Source organism: Polaromonas sp., from assembly GCF_013817205.1.
Classification (GTDB): Bacteria; Pseudomonadota; Gammaproteobacteria; order Burkholderiales; family Burkholderiaceae_C; genus Polaromonas.
This window is the reverse complement of sequence record NZ_JACDDD010000023.1, coordinates 1-15271: the sequence shown is the minus strand read 5'-3', so window position 1 is coordinate 15271 and position 15271 is coordinate 1. Positions and strand designations below refer to the sequence as shown.

The 15271-nt window shown below is 61.5% G+C and carries 17 protein-coding genes, 1 pseudogene and 1 riboswitch; of the genes and pseudogenes, 10 read left to right on the top strand and 8 right to left on the bottom strand.

Translation table 11 applies throughout. The annotated features are described in order from the left end of the window. Positions 1–3: 3 nt before the first annotated feature. Positions 4–1887, bottom strand: a complete 1884-nt coding sequence (locus H0W47_RS07450; RefSeq protein WP_296922538.1) for a TonB-dependent receptor — start codon at positions 1885–1887, stop codon at positions 4–6. 77 nt (positions 1888–1964) lie between these two features. Next, positions 1965–2252, bottom strand: a riboswitch (cobalamin riboswitch). 35 nt (positions 2253–2287) lie between these two features. Here H0W47_RS07450 and H0W47_RS07445 point away from each other — a divergent pair. The 3 genes from H0W47_RS07445 (at position 2288) to H0W47_RS07435 (ending at position 4051) form a co-directional block, all read left to right on the top strand. Continuing rightward, the gene (locus H0W47_RS07445) at positions 2288–2545 is read left to right on the top strand and encodes a DUF904 domain-containing protein (RefSeq protein ID WP_296922535.1); all 258 of its coding nucleotides are present in this window, start codon (positions 2288–2290) and stop codon (positions 2543–2545) included. Next, positions 2542–2895 carry a cell division protein ZapA gene (locus H0W47_RS07440; RefSeq protein WP_296922532.1) on the top strand — a complete coding sequence of 118 codons (354 nt, stop codon included), beginning with the start codon at positions 2542–2544 and terminating at the stop codon, positions 2893–2895. The genes H0W47_RS07445 and H0W47_RS07440 overlap by 4 nt, the downstream gene beginning before the upstream one ends. A gap of 337 nt (positions 2896–3232) precedes the next feature. Further along, positions 3233–4051, top strand: coding sequence for a sulfite exporter TauE/SafE family protein (locus H0W47_RS07435; RefSeq protein ID WP_296922529.1), 819 nt, complete (start codon positions 3233–3235; stop codon positions 4049–4051). 12 nt (positions 4052–4063) lie between these two features. Here the strand turns inward: H0W47_RS07435 and H0W47_RS07430 are convergent, their stop codons facing one another. Genes H0W47_RS07430 through H0W47_RS07420 form a run of 3 tightly spaced genes read right to left on the bottom strand, consistent with a single transcriptional unit; the run spans position 4064 to position 5993 of the window. Beyond that, complete coding sequence (locus H0W47_RS07430; protein ID WP_296922526.1) at positions 4064–4408, bottom strand: antibiotic biosynthesis monooxygenase; 345 nt, start codon at positions 4406–4408, stop codon at positions 4064–4066. Between the two features lie 18 nt (positions 4409–4426). Then, positions 4427–5527, bottom strand: coding sequence for a cytochrome P450 (locus H0W47_RS07425; RefSeq protein ID WP_296922524.1), 1101 nt, complete (start codon positions 5525–5527; stop codon positions 4427–4429). Then, positions 5520–5993 carry an OsmC family protein gene (locus H0W47_RS07420; RefSeq protein ID WP_296922522.1) on the bottom strand — a complete coding sequence of 158 codons (474 nt, stop codon included), beginning with the start codon at positions 5991–5993 and terminating at the stop codon, positions 5520–5522. The genes H0W47_RS07425 and H0W47_RS07420 overlap by 8 nt, the downstream gene beginning before the upstream one ends. 84 nt (positions 5994–6077) lie before the next feature. On the opposite strand from H0W47_RS07420, the gene H0W47_RS07415 reads away from it, so the two are divergent. Continuing rightward, positions 6078–6773: a helix-turn-helix transcriptional regulator gene (locus H0W47_RS07415; protein ID WP_296922520.1), complete on the top strand. Its 696-nt coding sequence runs from the start codon at positions 6078–6080 to the stop codon at positions 6771–6773. A gap of 3 nt (positions 6774–6776) precedes the next feature. Here the strand turns inward: H0W47_RS07415 and H0W47_RS07410 are convergent. Both H0W47_RS07410 and H0W47_RS07405 read right to left on the bottom strand, forming a co-directional pair. Further along, positions 6777–7070, bottom strand: a pseudogene (locus H0W47_RS07410) (ribonuclease); the annotation flags it as partial. Further along, positions 7067–7558, bottom strand: coding sequence for an Lrp/AsnC family transcriptional regulator (locus tag H0W47_RS07405; RefSeq protein WP_296922517.1), 492 nt, complete (start codon positions 7556–7558; stop codon positions 7067–7069). The gene H0W47_RS07405 and the pseudogene H0W47_RS07410, both read right to left, overlap by 4 nt. Before the next feature lie 92 nt (positions 7559–7650). Here H0W47_RS07405 and yedA point away from each other — a divergent pair, with 92 nt between their 5' ends. Both yedA and H0W47_RS07395 read left to right on the top strand, forming a co-directional pair. Next, positions 7651–8562 (top strand): drug/metabolite exporter YedA, encoded by a 912-nt coding sequence (yedA, locus tag H0W47_RS07400; protein ID WP_296922514.1) that lies wholly within the window; start codon positions 7651–7653, stop codon positions 8560–8562. A gap of 121 nt (positions 8563–8683) precedes the next feature. Beyond that, positions 8684–9136 (top strand): SWIB/MDM2 domain-containing protein, encoded by a 453-nt coding sequence (locus tag H0W47_RS07395; protein ID WP_293594691.1) that lies wholly within the window; start codon positions 8684–8686, stop codon positions 9134–9136. A 125-nt stretch (positions 9137–9261) separates the two neighbouring features. Here H0W47_RS07395 and H0W47_RS07390 read toward each other — a convergent pair whose 3' ends face one another. Together H0W47_RS07390 and H0W47_RS07385 are read right to left on the bottom strand one after the other, a co-directional pair. Then, complete coding sequence (locus H0W47_RS07390; protein ID WP_296922512.1) at positions 9262–10965, bottom strand: thiamine pyrophosphate-binding protein; 1704 nt, start codon at positions 10963–10965, stop codon at positions 9262–9264. Positions 10966–11118: 153 nt separating this feature from the next. Further along, complete coding sequence (locus H0W47_RS07385) at positions 11119–11427, bottom strand: hypothetical protein (protein ID WP_296922509.1); 309 nt, start codon at positions 11425–11427, stop codon at positions 11119–11121. 164 nt (positions 11428–11591) lie between these two features. Between H0W47_RS07385 and H0W47_RS07380 the strand changes: the two genes are divergently transcribed. From H0W47_RS07380 to H0W47_RS07365, 4 genes are all read left to right on the top strand, one after another. After that, positions 11592–12251, top strand: a complete 660-nt coding sequence (locus H0W47_RS07380) for a TetR family transcriptional regulator (RefSeq protein WP_296922506.1) — start codon at positions 11592–11594, stop codon at positions 12249–12251. Between the two features lie 157 nt (positions 12252–12408). Next, on the top strand, positions 12409–13386 hold the full coding sequence (locus tag H0W47_RS07375; RefSeq protein ID WP_296922504.1) for a tripartite tricarboxylate transporter substrate binding protein: 978 nt from the start codon (positions 12409–12411) through the stop codon (positions 13384–13386). Between the two features lie 17 nt (positions 13387–13403). Further along, the gene (locus H0W47_RS07370; RefSeq protein WP_296922501.1) at positions 13404–14567 is read left to right on the top strand and encodes a Gfo/Idh/MocA family oxidoreductase; all 1164 of its coding nucleotides are present in this window, start codon (positions 13404–13406) and stop codon (positions 14565–14567) included. 60 nt (positions 14568–14627) lie between these two features. Continuing rightward, positions 14628–15271 (top strand): DUF993 family protein (locus H0W47_RS07365; RefSeq protein ID WP_296922498.1); only part of this gene is annotated, 644 nt, incomplete at its 3' end.

Here is a 15271-nt window from a genome sequence, read left to right as displayed (position 1 = left end):
GCCTCACATGGCCCATGAAACGGACGCAAAGAAATTGCGACCGGGTACCGAAAAGCCGTTGGCAAGCATGTAGCGGGTATCGGTCAGGTTGTTGATGCGGCCTAACAGGGTGACATCTTTCTGAACCTTCCAGGTCACGCCGGTATTGAGCACGCTGTGACCGGGCAAGGTATCGCGGCCAGCCCCGACCACCTTGGCGTCCTCGCGGTTGCCGGACAGCCTGAGTTCACCAAACACACTGACATCACCCATACGGTGGGTGACGCGGGCATTGAGTACATGTTGCGCAATACGCACCAGGCGCAGGCCATTGGAAGCCGGCACAGACGAGTAGGAGCGCGGGTCAGCATAGTCGTAAGACAGCGCATAACTGGTGGTGCCAGACTGCACATCGGCGGTCAGCGTGACCCCGCGCAACACCGCCAGCGAACTCTGTACATTGGTCGATGGAATGATGAAGCCTTGAATGTCGTTGTGGTAGGCCACCGCTCCGAGCGCCAGATTGCCCTGCTGGTATTTCAGGCCCACTTCAGTGGCCCGGTTGCGCTGGGGCACCAGGGCCGCATTGCCAAAACCCGGAAAGTAAAGCTGATTAAAGGTGGGAGCCTGGAAACTTGTGCCCACGCTGCCCACGGCACGCAGGCCGTCCGTCAAGCGGTAACCGGCGGCAAGCGCCCAGTTGTTGAAGCTGCCGAACTGGGAGTTTTTGTCGTTACGGATCACAGCCAGCGCATTCCAGCGTTCCCGGTTGAACGCATAGGACACCAGGGCGCTGCGCAGGTCACGCTGCTTGACCGTGTAGTTGGTGGAGCTCTCCACCGCCTCGGAACGGTCCTCAAACAACACAGACAACACATCCTTGCCCAGCGTGAAGTCGTTTTGCCAGGTCAATTGCCTGCGCTGGGTGTTGAACCGGCTGGCGCCACCGAAGCGTCTGTCAGAGATGCGGTAGTACTCGTTGACCGATTCCTCATCGCTGGTTCCCGCTGTGAGCGTGGATTTCCACTGCGGCAGCCACTGCGCTTCCCACTTGAAGGTGGCATTGTTGAGCTTTGGCTTGGCCCGGGCATCAGAGGTAAGCCGGGTCAAGGCCAGCGGATTGGGAGAGGGCAAACCATCGAACTGATACTCGGTATCGCTCTGCAGCAAACTCAACGTCAGCGCATGCTCGCGGTTGATTTTTGCGGTCAGCTTGGCGTCCACGCTGGTAGAACTGAAACCGTCGGCATCGGGATTGAAACTGGGCGATAGCGGGCTGGAAACAGAACTGATGCCCCGCGCTTTTTCACGCGATACCCCCAGGCTGTACCCGATGGCGCCAGTGCTGCCACGCACTGATGCGTCCAGTTGCCGCTGACCGTCCGAACCAAAGCCGGCGCTGGCACTGAGTGCCAGGCCGTCGGCGGGCTCACGGGTGAAAATCTGGATCACGCCGCCCACGGCGTCCGGCCCATACAGGGCAGAGGCGGCACCGCGCAAAATTTCAATCCGCTCAATACGCGCCAGCGGCAGGTTCTCGAACGATGCTCCGCCCGAAGTTGCCGAGCCGACCCGAACGCCGTCAATCAAAACAATGGTCTGCGAGTTGCTGGCGCCGCGCAGGAAAATGCTTGAGTTCGAGCGGTAGCTTCCATTGCTGCCCATCTGCACGCCGGGCTGCTGTGCCAGGATGTCGCGCAGTGACGACTGCCCGGCCCGATCCAGTGTCTCCCGATCAATGATGGATACGTCGGCAATCACATCGGTGACCGGTGTCGCCACGCGCGAGGCCGTGACAACGGTCTGGACGAGTTCGGACGATTTTTCGGTCTGACAAAGCGCAGGCAAAGCAGCGGCCAAAGCCAGCGACAACGCGGCAGGGCGCGCATAAAAAACACAGGTTTTCATGGGTGGAAACAATCAACAAAAAGCCCTCACCGGCTTCCCCGCCAGTGCATTGAGCGTTACGGCTGCAGCCCTTGCGGGCGTGCAACCACCTTGTTGGCCGGTATCCGGGCTGACGGAACTGTCCCCATCGCCTTCCCAAACGTGTGTTCAAACGCTCAGTGGCTGTGATGGGGCTGAATGCACCTGAAGCTGAATTTCAGGGAAAACATTCGTCCGTTTTACCGTTGCGGGGGCAGCGCAGGTTAAAAGTAGCGGCGCTTGCGGACCGGGGTGAACCCCGAACGCATGGCGAAAACTCCCTCCTGCTTCCCGTTGAACTGCAGCGTGTGAACCACACCGCGAGCACCAACAGGCGAGATTCTACGCCCCAAAACCCGGCAAACCCTACAATCACAAAGCCATGTCGAACCAAACCCACATCGACCAGATTGCCGAACGTGTCGAGCGGCTCCTGCTGCGCTACGAGGAATTGCAGCGCACCAACACCCTGCTCAGCGAACAGGTGCATGTGCTCACACAGGAACGCGACTCCCTGCGCTCGCGCCTGAGCGCCGCGCGCGCGCGCGTCGTTGCGCTGCTTGAGCGTTTGCCCGACTCATCATCGTCCGTCAGCCTGGGCGCTGCTTCCGCAAGAAGCACAGCCGGATCAGACTCATGAAGCAGCTCGATGTACAGATCATGGGCCAGAGCTATCTGCTCGGCTGCCCTGAAGGTGGCGAGGCGCGCTTGCTGGATGCGGTGGAAAAAGTCGATGCCGCGATGTGCAAGATCCGCGACGCCGGAAAAATCAAGGCGCGCGACCGCATCGCCGTGCTGGCAGCGCTGAACCTGGCGTTCGAGCTGTCCGAGCAGGAAGCCAATGCGCTGAAGGCCACACGCAACGCCGCGCCTGCCGCAGCCCGGGCGGATACGGCAGGCACTGCACCAGCCGATGGGGCGCAGCCCCAACTGGCGGCATTGCTGCAACGCCTGGACAACGCCCTGGGTGTGGACGGACGCCTGCTTTAACGCAGCGCGGTGCACCGCCACCGACGCGCCATCAAGCGCCCCGCCGCCAGCTGCACAGTCAGCTACAAGCGCCTACAATGGAATCGTCTGCGGTGCGCACCGGGCTTTATATTTCCTTGAACCAATGCTCTACGAGCACGGGCTTGGTAAATTGTCTGGCAGGCGTGATCGTCTCGCGTCAGACGAACCCGAAACCTGACTGCCCTCGCCCACCTGAACCCCGGTTCAGGATGACGGTCCGGTGGCACTTGCAGACACCTTTTGCTGACTTCTTAAACCGCTCGCCAAACCGGCCGCCCAACCGCTTGCCGAGGCAAGCAGCCTGTCTGTACAACGCATGCTCTTCGAACCCCTGCTCATTCTTGAACTCGCCCTGCTGGGCATTGGCACAGGTTTCCTCGCGGGGTTGCTGGGCATAGGCGGCGGCATGCTGATGGTGCCATTCATCACCATCATCATGGCGCAACGCGGCGTGGCGCCCGATCTGGCTGTCAAGATGGCGATTGCCACTTCGATGGCAACCATCATCTTCACTTCCATCTCAAGCGTGCGGGCACACCACAAGCGCGGCGCGGTGCGATGGGACATCGTCAGGCGCCTGGCACCCGGCATCGTGATCGGCAGCATCATCGGTAGCCTGGGCGTTTTTGCGCTGCTCAAAGGTGCTTACCTGGCCATCTTCTTCGGGCTTTTCGTAAGCTTTTCGGCCACCCAGATGTTTCTGGACAGGAAGCCCAAGCCGACGCGGCAAATGCCTGGCACGGCAGGTCAGTTTGCAGCCGGCGGCGGCATTGGTTTTCTCTCTGGACTGGTCGGCGCAGGTGGCGGATTCATCAGCGTGCCCTTCATGACCTGGTGCAACGTCGCGATCCACAACGCGGTCGCCACCTCGGCAGCGTTGGGCTTTCCGATTGCCGTGGCCAACGTGCTGGGGTATGTGATCAGCGGCCAGTCCGTGCAAAACCTGCCACCAGCGTCCTTCGGCTACATCTGGCTGCCCGCGCTGGTGGTGATCGCCATCTCCAGCTTTTTTGTGGCGCCGCTGGGCGCCAGGTTCGCCCACAAGCTGCCAGTGAGCAAGCTAAAACGCGTCTTTGCCAGCATCCTTTATGTGCTGGCCGCCTACATGCTCTGGAAGGGCTTGAGCAGCCTGTAGCCCGCGAGCCCGTCAGCCGTGCGCCACCCGCGAGTCTGCCGGTGCTTCCTCGCGCGCCGCCAGCCCGTAGTCGCGTGTCACCTCAGCGATGCGCAGCCGGTAGTTCTTGAACATGGTGCTGCGGCCTGCAGCCTGCGCGGCCCGGTGCGCCTCCAGATTGCGCCAGGCCGTCAGGCAGGCATCGTCGCGCCAGAACTGCAGTGACAGCACCTTGTCGGGCTCGGTCAGGCTCTGGAAACGCTCAATGGAGATAAAGCCCTCCATCTTGACCAGCTCGGTGTGGAGCTCGGCCGCCCAATTGAGGTAGCCCTCGCGGTGGGCCGGGTCGGGCCAGACTTCAAAAATCACTGAAACCACGGTGTGCTCCTTTGTAAATCATCGTTCTTCAAACACGGGAATGCGGGCATTGCCTAGCGGGCGAAACCCTGTCAGCTTCCCGAAATATGCATCAAATCGGGCTCCAGCCCTTATTTGGCGTGCGCAAGCAGCTACTATTTCGATAGCAATCTGGGCTCCGGGACAGACATGGGCGCCGGCTCCGAACCCCAGGCTGCGGCGGTCGCTGCGTTGCGGATCAAAGGTGTCGGGTTGCGGATTCAGCGCCTCATCGCGGTTGCCGCTGGCCAGCAGCAGCAACACGCCCTGCCCCAGTTCAATCCGCTGCCCGGCCAGTTGCAGGGCCTGCGCCGCAAAACGTCGCGTGTTCTGGATAGGCGCCTGGTGCCGCTCGACCTCAGTCACGAAACCACGCATCGCCGACAAGGACTGGTCTGCAGCCCCAGCCAGCGCCGGATGTCGCCGCAGCATCAGCACGGTGTGGCCCAGCAGGCCGGCCGTGGCGTCCAGCGACTGCTGCATCAGAGCGATGCGGTTGGCCGCCTGCACTGCGTCCAGCCCCTGCATCACGCCCTGGGCCGTCAGGGCCTGGGCGGCCTCTGAAGCGAGCACCACAGACGTTTCCGAGGCACCGGGAGCGATGCCTTGAACTAAGGCCTGAACATGGGCGCAGGTGGCGTCCAGCGCGCTGTCCGCAACAGCGAGCAAACGCGCCATGGTTTGTACGGGCAGCCCGCTGATCAAGGCATTGGCGCCCAGCCGCGGCCCCAGGTCAGCCGCTGCCGCCTGGCTGGCGCGCCCCACGTCCTCGAGGGTCCAGCGCCGCACCGCCTTCACCACGGCCGGCTTGTGGGCCGCATGGAATGCCCCGTCCGTCATGCGTACCAGCCGCGCAAACACCTCGCCTGCCCACGTGCCCTGCAGCGCCGCCGGAACGGCCTCGCCCGGCGGTCGCACGGCCAATGCAGGATGCTGCAAAGCCTCGCTGATCACCGCCAGGCTGCTGGCGACCCAGAGCTTCAGGCCGGCATCGAAATACAGCGGCCGCGTTTCGCGCAGCTGCCGGTAATACGGCCAGGGGTCGGGGTGGATGACTGCAGCGATGGGATCGGCGGGCGGCAGCAGGACCTCTTCAAGCATCACTGACCACCGGTTCGCAACGGACCTCGGTACGCACCGAGTTCGCGATAAAACATTCCTCGTGCGCTTCGTGGTGCAGATGGTCCAGTTGTTCGCGGGTGGGCAAACGCTCGCCGGAAAAAACCACTGCGGGTCTGAGGGTGACCACTGTCACCGCCATTTTTCCCTGCTCATTTTTTTCCATCACACCCACCGCGGCATCGGTGTACCGGTCCACACAAAATTTGCGTTTCGCGGCTATCGCCAGAAACCAGAGCATGTGACAGCTGGCCAGCGAAGCCACAAAGGCCTCTTCCGGATCGACGGCGGCGGCGTCCGACATCGGCAGCGGCACCGAATGCGGCGAGGACGAGCCCGCCACCTCGGCCCCACCGTCAAACGACATCAGGTGTCGCCGGCTGTAACGCCCGCTCAGAAAATCCTGCGCGCCGCGCTCCCATGCGATGTCGGCGGTGAATTCAGCCATCTCTGCCCTCCTTGTTCAAAGGCGTCTAGTGTCGCGAGGCCCACCCAACTTGTCGAGCAACAATAGTTTGTCTAAGATCAAACCATGCATGCAGACCCAGACCTCGCCCGCCTCGCATCCACCGTGGGTGACCCGCGCCGCATCCAGATGCTGGCGCTGTTGATGGAAGGCCGCGCGTTGACGGCGAAAGAACTGGCGCTGGGCGCCGGCATCACACCGGCCACCGCCACCGCCCACCTCAAACGCCTGCTTGATGACGGGCTCCTGGCGGGCACTTCACAGGGGCGGCACAAATATTTCCGCCTAGCATCGGAGCAGGTTGCGCAGCTGCTGGAGTCGCTGATGCGTGTGGCGCCGCGGCGCGAGTCCGAGGCCGCACATGCGGCCGAACCGATCCGCCAGGCCCGCTACTGTTATGACCACCTCGCAGGTAGCCTGGGCACTGGCCTGCTGGCCCTGCTGCTGCGCAAGGGCTGGCTGGTCAACGACGTGGCCGACACCACGGCCAAACAGCTGGAACTCACGCCCAAGGGCAGCAAGGCCTTCACGTCCCTGGGCATCGACCTGGTGGGTGCCCGAGCGCGGCGCCGGCAGTTTGCCTGCCGCTGCCTGGACTGGTCCGAGCGGCGTGACCACTTGGGCGGTGCGCTGGGTGCCGCGCTGGCCGAGCACTTCACACAGCAAGGCTGGATAGAGCGCAAAAAACATTCGCGTGTGGTGCAGGTCACAACCGAAGGCGGCGAGCAGCTCAAGCGGCTAGGAATCAAACTGCCCGCCTGAACCTGCCGCGCCGAGCTTGCCCCACGCAGCGCGCCGCAAAGAAGCCCCGCCGTCGACCACCAGCACGGCCGGCACGGGGCCGGTCGGCGTGTCGACCAGCCCACTGCTGTCCATCGCCGCCTTGACCAGTGAGTTGTCCTCAAAACATTTGACCGTAACGACCGGCCCGCAAAAGGCGGGAACACCGCCAAAAGGCCTGAACACAGAGGGAAGAACGCGAAAGTGGCCGGGGCTGTCGTTCTTATATAGGTCGCAAAAATCGGAGGTGGCGAACGTCGAAGCCGCTTGGTTTGTCATCTTCCAGTGACTTTTTTGATGGAGTGTTTGATATTTTCACGGCGGGCCGGCAATACGACGGCATTTTCGCGCGGCGCATTGAGCACAATGCAGGTCGCGGTTTCGGTGACGATGCAAAATTTGGTTACCACGGCATCAAGGTGGGCCACGTCAATCACGGCAATCTCCAGCACCCAGCTGTCGTCTCCGGTGACGTTGTAGGCATTGATGACCTCTGGCGTCTGCTCAATCAGCTTGACGACCCGGGCGTATTCCACACGCCCCACCCGAATGATGGCGCGAATGCCGTAACCCAGCCGCGTCAGATCCACCTCAGCACGGTAGCCCTTGATCACGCCATTGAGCTCGAGCTTGCGCACACGTTCGGTAACCGCAGGCTGGCTCAGATGCACCCGCCGCCCCAGCTCGGCCATGGTGATGCGTGCATCTTTTTGCAGTTCGGCCAGGATACGGCCGTCATAGGTGTCGAATTCTGAAGTTTCTGTCATAGTGCTTTCAACCATTTATTTAAAAGGCAAGCCTGCCGATCTGCCTTTAATTTTGCATGTCCTTGCGGTAGTTGGCAAACTACGATGACTGGATGACCACCACCCTCTGTCTTCCTACTCGGCCCGCCAGGGCTGCACCCCTCCTGATTCCCGCCCTGCTCGCTTGCTACCTGGTATGGGGCTCAACCTACCTGGCCATCAAGCTTGCGCTGGTGAGTTTCCCCCCTTTTTTCCAGATGGGCACGCGCTTCCTGGTGGCGGGTGCGCTTCTGATGGCGTGGGTGGTAATCAGGAAACACAAGCTCCCGACCCGGCGCGAATGGCGCAACGCCTTCGTTATTGGCACCCTGATGCTGGGCGGGGGCATGGGGCTGGTCGCCAGCGCGGAGGTCCACATTGGCTCCGGTTTGATCGCTGCCTTCATCGCGGTGGTCCCCATCATGGTCTCGGCTTGGGGTTTGATGCTGGGCCAGCGACCCAATCGGCTGGAATTTTTTGGCATGGCCGTGGGCTTGGCCGGCGTGTTGCTGCTGGTTCGGGGCGCTAGTTTTGCCGCCGCGCCACTGGGTTTGGTCTGCATTGCCGGGGCCACCGCCTTGTGGTCGCTGGGCTCAGTGCTGTCCACCGAACGCTTGCCCTTGGCCACCGGCCCTGCGGGCTTCGCCAGCGAAATGCTGTGTGGTGGCGCGGTGTTAGTGGTCATATCTCTCGCACTGGGTGAGCCTCACCAGGTCATCAGCAACTGGCCATTGCAGCCTCAGGCCGTGCTGGCTTGGCTCTATTTGGTGACCTTCGGATCGCTGATCGCGTTCAGCGCATACATGTATTTGCTGGCTCATGCATCGCCCGCCGTGGCCACCAGCTATGCCTTTGTGAACCCCTTGATCGCGATATTTCTGGGTGCTTTTTTCGCTGGGGAACATGTCACCGGAGGTGAATGGGCTGCCTGCAGCGTGATTCTCACTGGCGTCTTTTTGATTTTCAGAGGTAAACCGGCTACATAAAAGACCAAAAATATTCCGTTTTCCCTATGAAACAGGTGTTTTCTCCAGTAGCATCCGCAGTGCCAGTGAAGAGTAGTTATCTGCATTGGTGATTTATCAACTTCTAGAAGGAAAATCAATCATGGCAACTGCAAAAAAAGCACCGGCAAAAAAAGCAGCCGCAAAGAAGGCTGCACCGGCAAAGAAAGTAGCTGCGAAGAAAGCAGCTCCCGCGAAAAAAGCCCCTGCGAAAAAAGCACCGGCTAAAAAAGTAGTGGCGAAAAAAGCCCCTGCGAAAAAAGTAGTGGCGAAAAAAGCGCCTGCGAAAAAAGCGCCCGCCAAAAAGCGTACGCCCAACGCAGCCTTCATGAAGCCACTGACATTGAGCCCTGCCTTGTCGGCTGTGGTTGGCGCTGCTGCGTTGCCACGTACCGAGATCGTGCGCAAACTCTGGGTCTACATCAAGGCCAAGGGTCTGCAGGACAAGATCAACAAGCGCATGGTCAATGCCGACGAAAAACTGCGTGCCGTTTTCGGCAAGGCGCAGGTGTCGATGTTCGAGATGGCTGGCCTGATCGGCAAGCACGTCAAGTAACGTCGCGAAGGACTTGCTCCGCGTTTGCGCTGGGCAAGACCGGTAGAAAGGGCCACGCAAGTGGCCCTTTTTTTATGTCTGTTGATAAAAGCGAGGTCTTGCCCCCGACCTGCGGGCGCCGATAGCTACTGTTTTTGTAGCGCCGAAGTGGTGATGCCTGACAGCGTGCCGCGCGTGCTGATGACTTCCGGGTCCAGCATGACCTCGATCAGCGCGCCTTCCTTGCCCTGCAGCGCTTGCCGCATCACGGCTTCGAATTCTTCGGTGCGCGTGATGCGGGTGGCGGTGTAGCCGTAAGCCCGCGCGAGTGCGCAGAAGTCGGGGTTGTGCAGGCTGGAGCCGCTGACATGGCGCGGGTACTCGCGCTCCTGGTGCATGCGAATGGTGCCGTACATGCCGTTGTTGAGCAGCAGCACGATGCTTTTCGCGCCATGCTGAACCGCCGTTGCCAGCTCTTGTCCGTTCATCAGGAAGTCGCCATCGCCCGCAATCGTGAAGGCGGTCCGGCCAGTGGTGATGGCCGCTGCAATGCCGGCTGGCACACCGTAACCCATGGCACCCACCGTTGGCGCCAATTGGGTCTTCAGGCCCTTGACCAGTCCGTGATGCTGGAAGAAGCGGTGCACCCAGCTCGCAAAATTGCCAGCGCCGTTGGTCAGCACGGCGTCCTCGGGAAGCAGCTTCTTGAGCGTCGCAACAATGGCCGGCATGTCGATCGTGCCTGGCAGCACCACGCCGTCATTGGTGGGGGCTATGTTGGCCAGGTAATCCGCGTTGGCGGATGCGGCCCAAGACTGCCAGGGCACCGTCACGGGCGCCGTCAACACCTCCAGCGAACGCGCAGCCGCATTCATGGTGGCATTGATGGCCAGGTCGGCCTGGAACACGCGGTTGAGTTCCTCCGCGCTGGCGTGGATGTGCACCAGCTTTTGCTTCGGCCGCGGCGCTTCGATCAGCGTGTAGCCGCCTGTGGTCATCTCGCCCAGCCGCGGCCCGATGGCCAGGACCAGGTCGGCCTGTTTGATCCGCGCAGCCAGTTTCGGGTTCAGGCCGATACCAACATCGCCCGCATAGAGCGGGTGGTGGTTGTCAAAGGTGTCCTGAAAACGAAAGGCGTTGCCTACCGGCAGCGACCAGTTCTCGGCAAAGCGCTGCAAGGCCTGCGCCGCCTGTGGCGTCCAGCCGCCGCCACCAGCGATCACCAGCGGGCGCTGGGACTGCAGCAGCATCTCACGCAACTGGCGCAGGGAGCCGGGGTCACTCCAGGCCTCAACCGCTTCCACGCGCGGCAGCGGATCTGCATCCACCATCTGCGTGAGCATGTCTTCCGGCAACACCAGCACCACCGGGCCGGGACGGCCGTTCATCGCGGTAGCGAAGGCACGCGCCACGTATTCGGGAATGCGACGCGCATCGTCAATACGCTCGACCCGTTTGGCCATGCCTTTGGTTGAAGGGCCGAAAAAGCTGCTGTAGTCGACCTCCTGGAAAGCCTCGCGGTCACGCGTGTCGCTGGCCACGTCGCCGACAAACAGAATCATGGGCGTGGAATCCTGAAAGGCCGTGTGCACACCGATGGACGCATTGGTCGCACCGGGACCGCGCGTGACAAAACAAATACCTGGCCGGCCGGTCAGCTTGCCATGCGCTTCGGCCATGAAGGCGGCACCGCCCTCCTGCCGGTTGATGACAAAACGAATCTGGTCAGGATACGCATGAAAGCCATCCAGCACCGCAAGATAACTTTCACCGGGCACGCCAAACGCGTGGGTGACGCCCTGGGCCACAAGGCATTGAACGAGAAGATGGCCGGCAAGTTGTGTTGTCATCAGGATATTGTGCCCCCACGCTCCCCCACTGCGTGTGGGTCGCTGCCCCGCGAGGGGGCCGCTGCGCTTACGACCCGCGGCCCCTGCCGGTCAAGACAAAGCCCCGCAACGTAGTTCGATGTACTCCGTTCCCTCGGAGGACGTGGTGCGGAGCTACTCTGGTGTGGCCGCGTCGCCGTCAGCGCCGCCAGCTTCCAGCGCCTGCCGGGCGAGTTCCTCATCGCTCAGGGGTGGCGCATTTTCCATGGCCTGGATTTCCTCTAGCAACTCGGCGGTCGGTTCCTCATGCTCCAACAACACCTCCTCCAGCTTTTGCCTGCTCGTTTCGGCATGGGCGGAGGATGAATGCAGCTCCGTCGGCGGCACCGGGAACTTCTCGCCGAGTTCGAACTTGAGTGCCTCGGACTTTTCGTCAACCCAGTTCGCGAAGTCGCCGTCCTTGGGGGTGGTCGAATCATTCATGGCTATTTCCTTGAAGTGGCAGCAGCGCGGGTGGCCGATACCTGCCCCATTATGAACACAGCTTGGTACAGTCGCTGTCATCCGTGCGGCCGGCGCTTCGCTGCGGCCGGGGCGCGACGTTCTTCTGCATTGCATTAATTCACCAAACAGTTAAATTATCCGCCATGCCAAGCCCCCCAAGCGCGACCGCCAAGCCTGCCGAACCGCGCTCGCGCGATGCCGACCGCTCCCAGCAGGCCATCCTGCTGGCCGCCCGCGACGAGTTTGCGCAGCACGGCCTCGGTGGTGCGCGGGTGGACCGCATCGCCGAGCGCGCTGATCTCAACAAGCGCCTGATTTACTACTACTTCAAAAGCAAGGACGACCTCTTTCTGGCAGTGCTCGAGCAAGCCTACGCCGACATCCGCGCTGCGGAAACCAAGCTGCAGCTGCGCAACATGGCACCGACCCTGGCTATCCGTCGGCTCACCGAGTTCACCTGGGAATACTACATCGACCACCCCGAGTTTTTGACACTTCTGAACAGTGAAAACCTGCACTTGGGACGCCATCTGGCAATGTCCAGCCGAGTCCAGGAAATGAACTCGCCGCTGGTGCAGACGCTGGCAGAAATACTCGAACGCGGGCGGGCCGATGGGTTGTTTCGTGGCGGCATCGATCCGGTGCAGCTCTACGTGTCCATCGCGGGCATGTCCTATTTTTATCTCTCAAACAATCACACCCTCTCGGCCATCTTCGGGCGCGACTTGATGACGCCCAAAGCGCGGCACGAGCGGCTGTCGCACATGTGCGACGTCGTTCTGGGCTACGTCCTTAGAAACTGATTGCGGCGCAAGTGCCGCCCGCCTGGCAAGTTTCTTGTTGTCATTTTTTAATTCACCTATTGGTGAATTATGTGTAAGATGTCTCCACCACAGCAACTGGCCGCATCGTCGAACAGTTGTTGTGCACCCTTGTTGCCACCATGCCAGGAGACATCTCATGAAACTCATGCGCCGCGCCACGCTGACTTACCTCGCCTGCCTTGCCGCGTTATCACCGCTGGTGGTCAACGCGCAGACGGCCTACCCGAACAAACCCATACGGGTCATCGTGCCTTTTTCGGCGGGCAGTACCACCGACATCATTGCCCGGGCCATCACCGAAAAACTCGGCGCCAGCCTGGGCCAGCCGGTCATTGTTGACAACCGCGCCGGCGCGGGTGGCACGTTGGGCGCTGCTGCAGTGGCCCGCTCTGCGCCGGATGGGTACACCATCCTTGTTCACTCCTCCTCACACACCGTCAGCCCGTCCACCTACGCCAAGTTGCCGTACGACACGCTGAAGGATTTCGCGGGCGTGACGCCTATTGCGCAATTGCCCAATGTCCTGGTCATCTCGCCCAAAAAGGACTTCAAGGACTTGCAAGGCTTGGTACGTTATGCCCGCGCAAACCCCGGCAAGCTCAACTACGCCTCTGCTGGCAATGGCAGTGCTACGCACCTAAACGCCGAAAAATTCAAGATGCAGGGCAAATTTTTTGCGGTGCACATTCCTTACCGCGGTTCGCCCGAGGCTGTGACCGATGTGATGGTCGGCAGCGTGGACTACTACTTCTCGCCGATTGCGCCTGTGCTGCCGCAAATCAAGGAAGGCCAGCTGCTGGCGTTGGCTGTCGGTTCGGCCAAACGTTCTCCCGCGCTGCCCAATGTGCCGACAACGTCTGAAGCGGGCGTGCCCGGTTCAGAGTTCAACTTCTGGATTGGCATGATGGTCCCCGCCAAAACGCCGCGCGACATCATCACGCGCCTGCAAGCCGAAGTGGAAAAGGCACTGGCCTCCCCCGAGGTCAGGGAGCGCTTTGCGCGTCTGGGCGCCGAGGCCTGGGTGTTGAAGCCCGAGCAGTTCGACAGCTACATCAAGGATGAAATCGACGTCAACGCCAAGCTGGTCAAAAACGCCGGCCTTTCCCCTCAGTAATCAGCTTCAGGACACCCATGGCAACCCAGCAACTAGGCATCATCATGCACGGCGTCACCGGACGCATGGGCATGAACCAGCATCTGATCCGCTCTATCGTCGCGATTCGCAAGCAGGGCGGCGTCACGCTCTCCAACGGCGACAAGGTCATGCCCGACCCCATCCTGATCGGCCGCAATGCCGAAAAAATGGTGGCTCTGGCCAAAGCCTGGAACATCGAGCGCTGGGGCACCGACCTCGACCAGGCGCTGGCCAACCCGGCCGACACCATCTTCTTTGATGCGGGCACCACGCAGATGCGCCCCACGCTGCTGGCCAAGGCCATACGCGCTGGCAAGCACGTGTATTGCGAAAAGCCAATTGCCACCAACCTCAATGAAGCCGTCGAGATCGCGCGTCTGGCCGAAAAGTCCGGCCTGAAACACGGCGCGGTGCAGGACAAGCTTTTCCTGCCCGGCCTGCGCAAGCTCGACATGCTGCGCCGCGCCGGCTTCTTCGGCAAGATGCTGTCGGTGCGACTGGAGTTCGGATACTGGGTGTTTGAAGGCGACCTGCAACCCATCCAGCGACCAAGCTGGAACTACCGGACCGAAGACGGCGGCGGCATGATCCTGGACATGATGTGCCACTGGCGCTATGTGCTGGACAACCTGTTCGGCGAAGTGAAGTCGATCTCCTGCATAGGTGCGACGCACATCCCCGAGCGCTGGGACGAAGCCGGCAAGCCCTACAAGGCGACCGCAGATGACGCGGCCTATGCCACGGCCGAGCTGATCGGCCACAACGGCGAGCCGGTGATTGCGCAGATGAACATGTCCTGGGCCACCCGCGTGAACCGCGAAGATTTGGTGACCTTCCATGTTGACGGCACGCACGGCTCGGCCGTCGCCGGTCTGTCCTCGTGCAAAGCCCAATCGCGCGTCAACACCCCGCGCCCGGTCTGGAACCCGGATGAAAAGCAGACGATGAACTTCTCCGACCAGTGGCAGGAAGTGCCGGACACCCAGGTCTACGACAACGGCTTCAAGATCCAGTGGGAGCATTTCATCCGCCACGTGGTTGAAAACGAGCCCTACAAATGGACGCTGCCCGAAGGCGCCAAGGGCGTGCAACTGGTGGAAGCCGCACTCGAAAGCTGGAAAGAGCGCCGCTGGGTGGATGTTCCGGCGCTACTGGTTTGATAGCTGCTTGCGCAGGTACAGCAAGGGCTACAGCCCGATTTGATGCATAAAGGTGAATTCATGGCTTTATCCCTGACGCTGCCCGCTGTCGCGGGCGGCCTGCAGCCCTACACGCCGCAAGGCGCCACCCCCGTACGTCCTCCTGCAGGTGTGAAATTCAACCGTATCGCCTATTCGGCGGCGCACGTGGTGGCCGACCCGCTGGCAGTTTGCGACCCTTGGGTCGGTTGTGCCATCGACTGGGACGACACCATCGCCTACCGCCGCCACCTGTGGTCGCTGGGCCTGGGTGTGGCCGAGGCCATGGACACCGCGCAGCGCGGCATGGGCCTGGACTGGCCAACTTCGCTGGAGCTGATACGACGTTCATTGGACGCGGCCAAGGACTTTCCCGGGGCGCTGGTCGCTTCCGGCTGCGGCACCGACCATTTGGTGCTGGATGAAGTCAAAACGGTTGACGAGGTGATTGCCGCCTACGAAGAGCAGATGGCGGCGATTGAAAAGCTGGGCGGCAAACTGATCGTCATGGCCAGCCGCGCGCTGGCGCGGGTGGCCAAATCACCGGCCGATTACGAACGCGTTTACGGCCGCATCCTGAGCCAGGCCAAACAGCCAGTGGTGTTGCATTGGCTGGGCGAGATGTTTGACCCCGCGCTGGCCGGGTATTGGAGAGGCTCCGATCAAGTCGGAGCCGGGGGCAGCAG

Excerpts from the sequence above, each read along its gene's own strand:
- H0W47_RS07450 (WP_296922538.1), bottom strand. The coding sequence starts at position 1,887 with ATGAAAACCTGTGTTTTTTATGCGCGCCCTGCCGCGTTGTCGCTGGCT.
- H0W47_RS07445 (WP_296922535.1), top strand. The coding sequence starts at position 2,288 with ATGTCGAACCAAACCCACATCGACCAGATTGCCGAACGTGTCGAGCGG.
- H0W47_RS07440 (WP_296922532.1), top strand. The coding sequence starts at position 2,542 with ATGAAGCAGCTCGATGTACAGATCATGGGCCAGAGCTATCTGCTCGGC.
- H0W47_RS07435 (WP_296922529.1), top strand. The coding sequence starts at position 3,233 with ATGCTCTTCGAACCCCTGCTCATTCTTGAACTCGCCCTGCTGGGCATT.
- H0W47_RS07425 (WP_296922524.1), bottom strand. The coding sequence starts at position 5,527 with ATGCTTGAAGAGGTCCTGCTGCCGCCCGCCGATCCCATCGCTGCAGTC.
- H0W47_RS07420 (WP_296922522.1), bottom strand. The coding sequence starts at position 5,993 with ATGGCTGAATTCACCGCCGACATCGCATGGGAGCGCGGCGCGCAGGAT.
- H0W47_RS07415 (WP_296922520.1), top strand. The coding sequence starts at position 6,078 with ATGCATGCAGACCCAGACCTCGCCCGCCTCGCATCCACCGTGGGTGAC.
- H0W47_RS07405 (WP_296922517.1), bottom strand. The coding sequence starts at position 7,558 with ATGACAGAAACTTCAGAATTCGACACCTATGACGGCCGTATCCTGGCC.
- yedA (WP_296922514.1), top strand. The coding sequence starts at position 7,651 with ATGACCACCACCCTCTGTCTTCCTACTCGGCCCGCCAGGGCTGCACCC.
- H0W47_RS07395 (WP_293594691.1), top strand. The coding sequence starts at position 8,684 with ATGGCAACTGCAAAAAAAGCACCGGCAAAAAAAGCAGCCGCAAAGAAG.
- H0W47_RS07390 (WP_296922512.1), bottom strand. The coding sequence starts at position 10,965 with ATGACAACACAACTTGCCGGCCATCTTCTCGTTCAATGCCTTGTGGCC.
- H0W47_RS07385 (WP_296922509.1), bottom strand. The coding sequence starts at position 11,427 with ATGAATGATTCGACCACCCCCAAGGACGGCGACTTCGCGAACTGGGTT.
- H0W47_RS07380 (WP_296922506.1), top strand. The coding sequence starts at position 11,592 with ATGCCAAGCCCCCCAAGCGCGACCGCCAAGCCTGCCGAACCGCGCTCG.
- H0W47_RS07375 (WP_296922504.1), top strand. The coding sequence starts at position 12,409 with ATGAAACTCATGCGCCGCGCCACGCTGACTTACCTCGCCTGCCTTGCC.
- H0W47_RS07370 (WP_296922501.1), top strand. The coding sequence starts at position 13,404 with ATGGCAACCCAGCAACTAGGCATCATCATGCACGGCGTCACCGGACGC.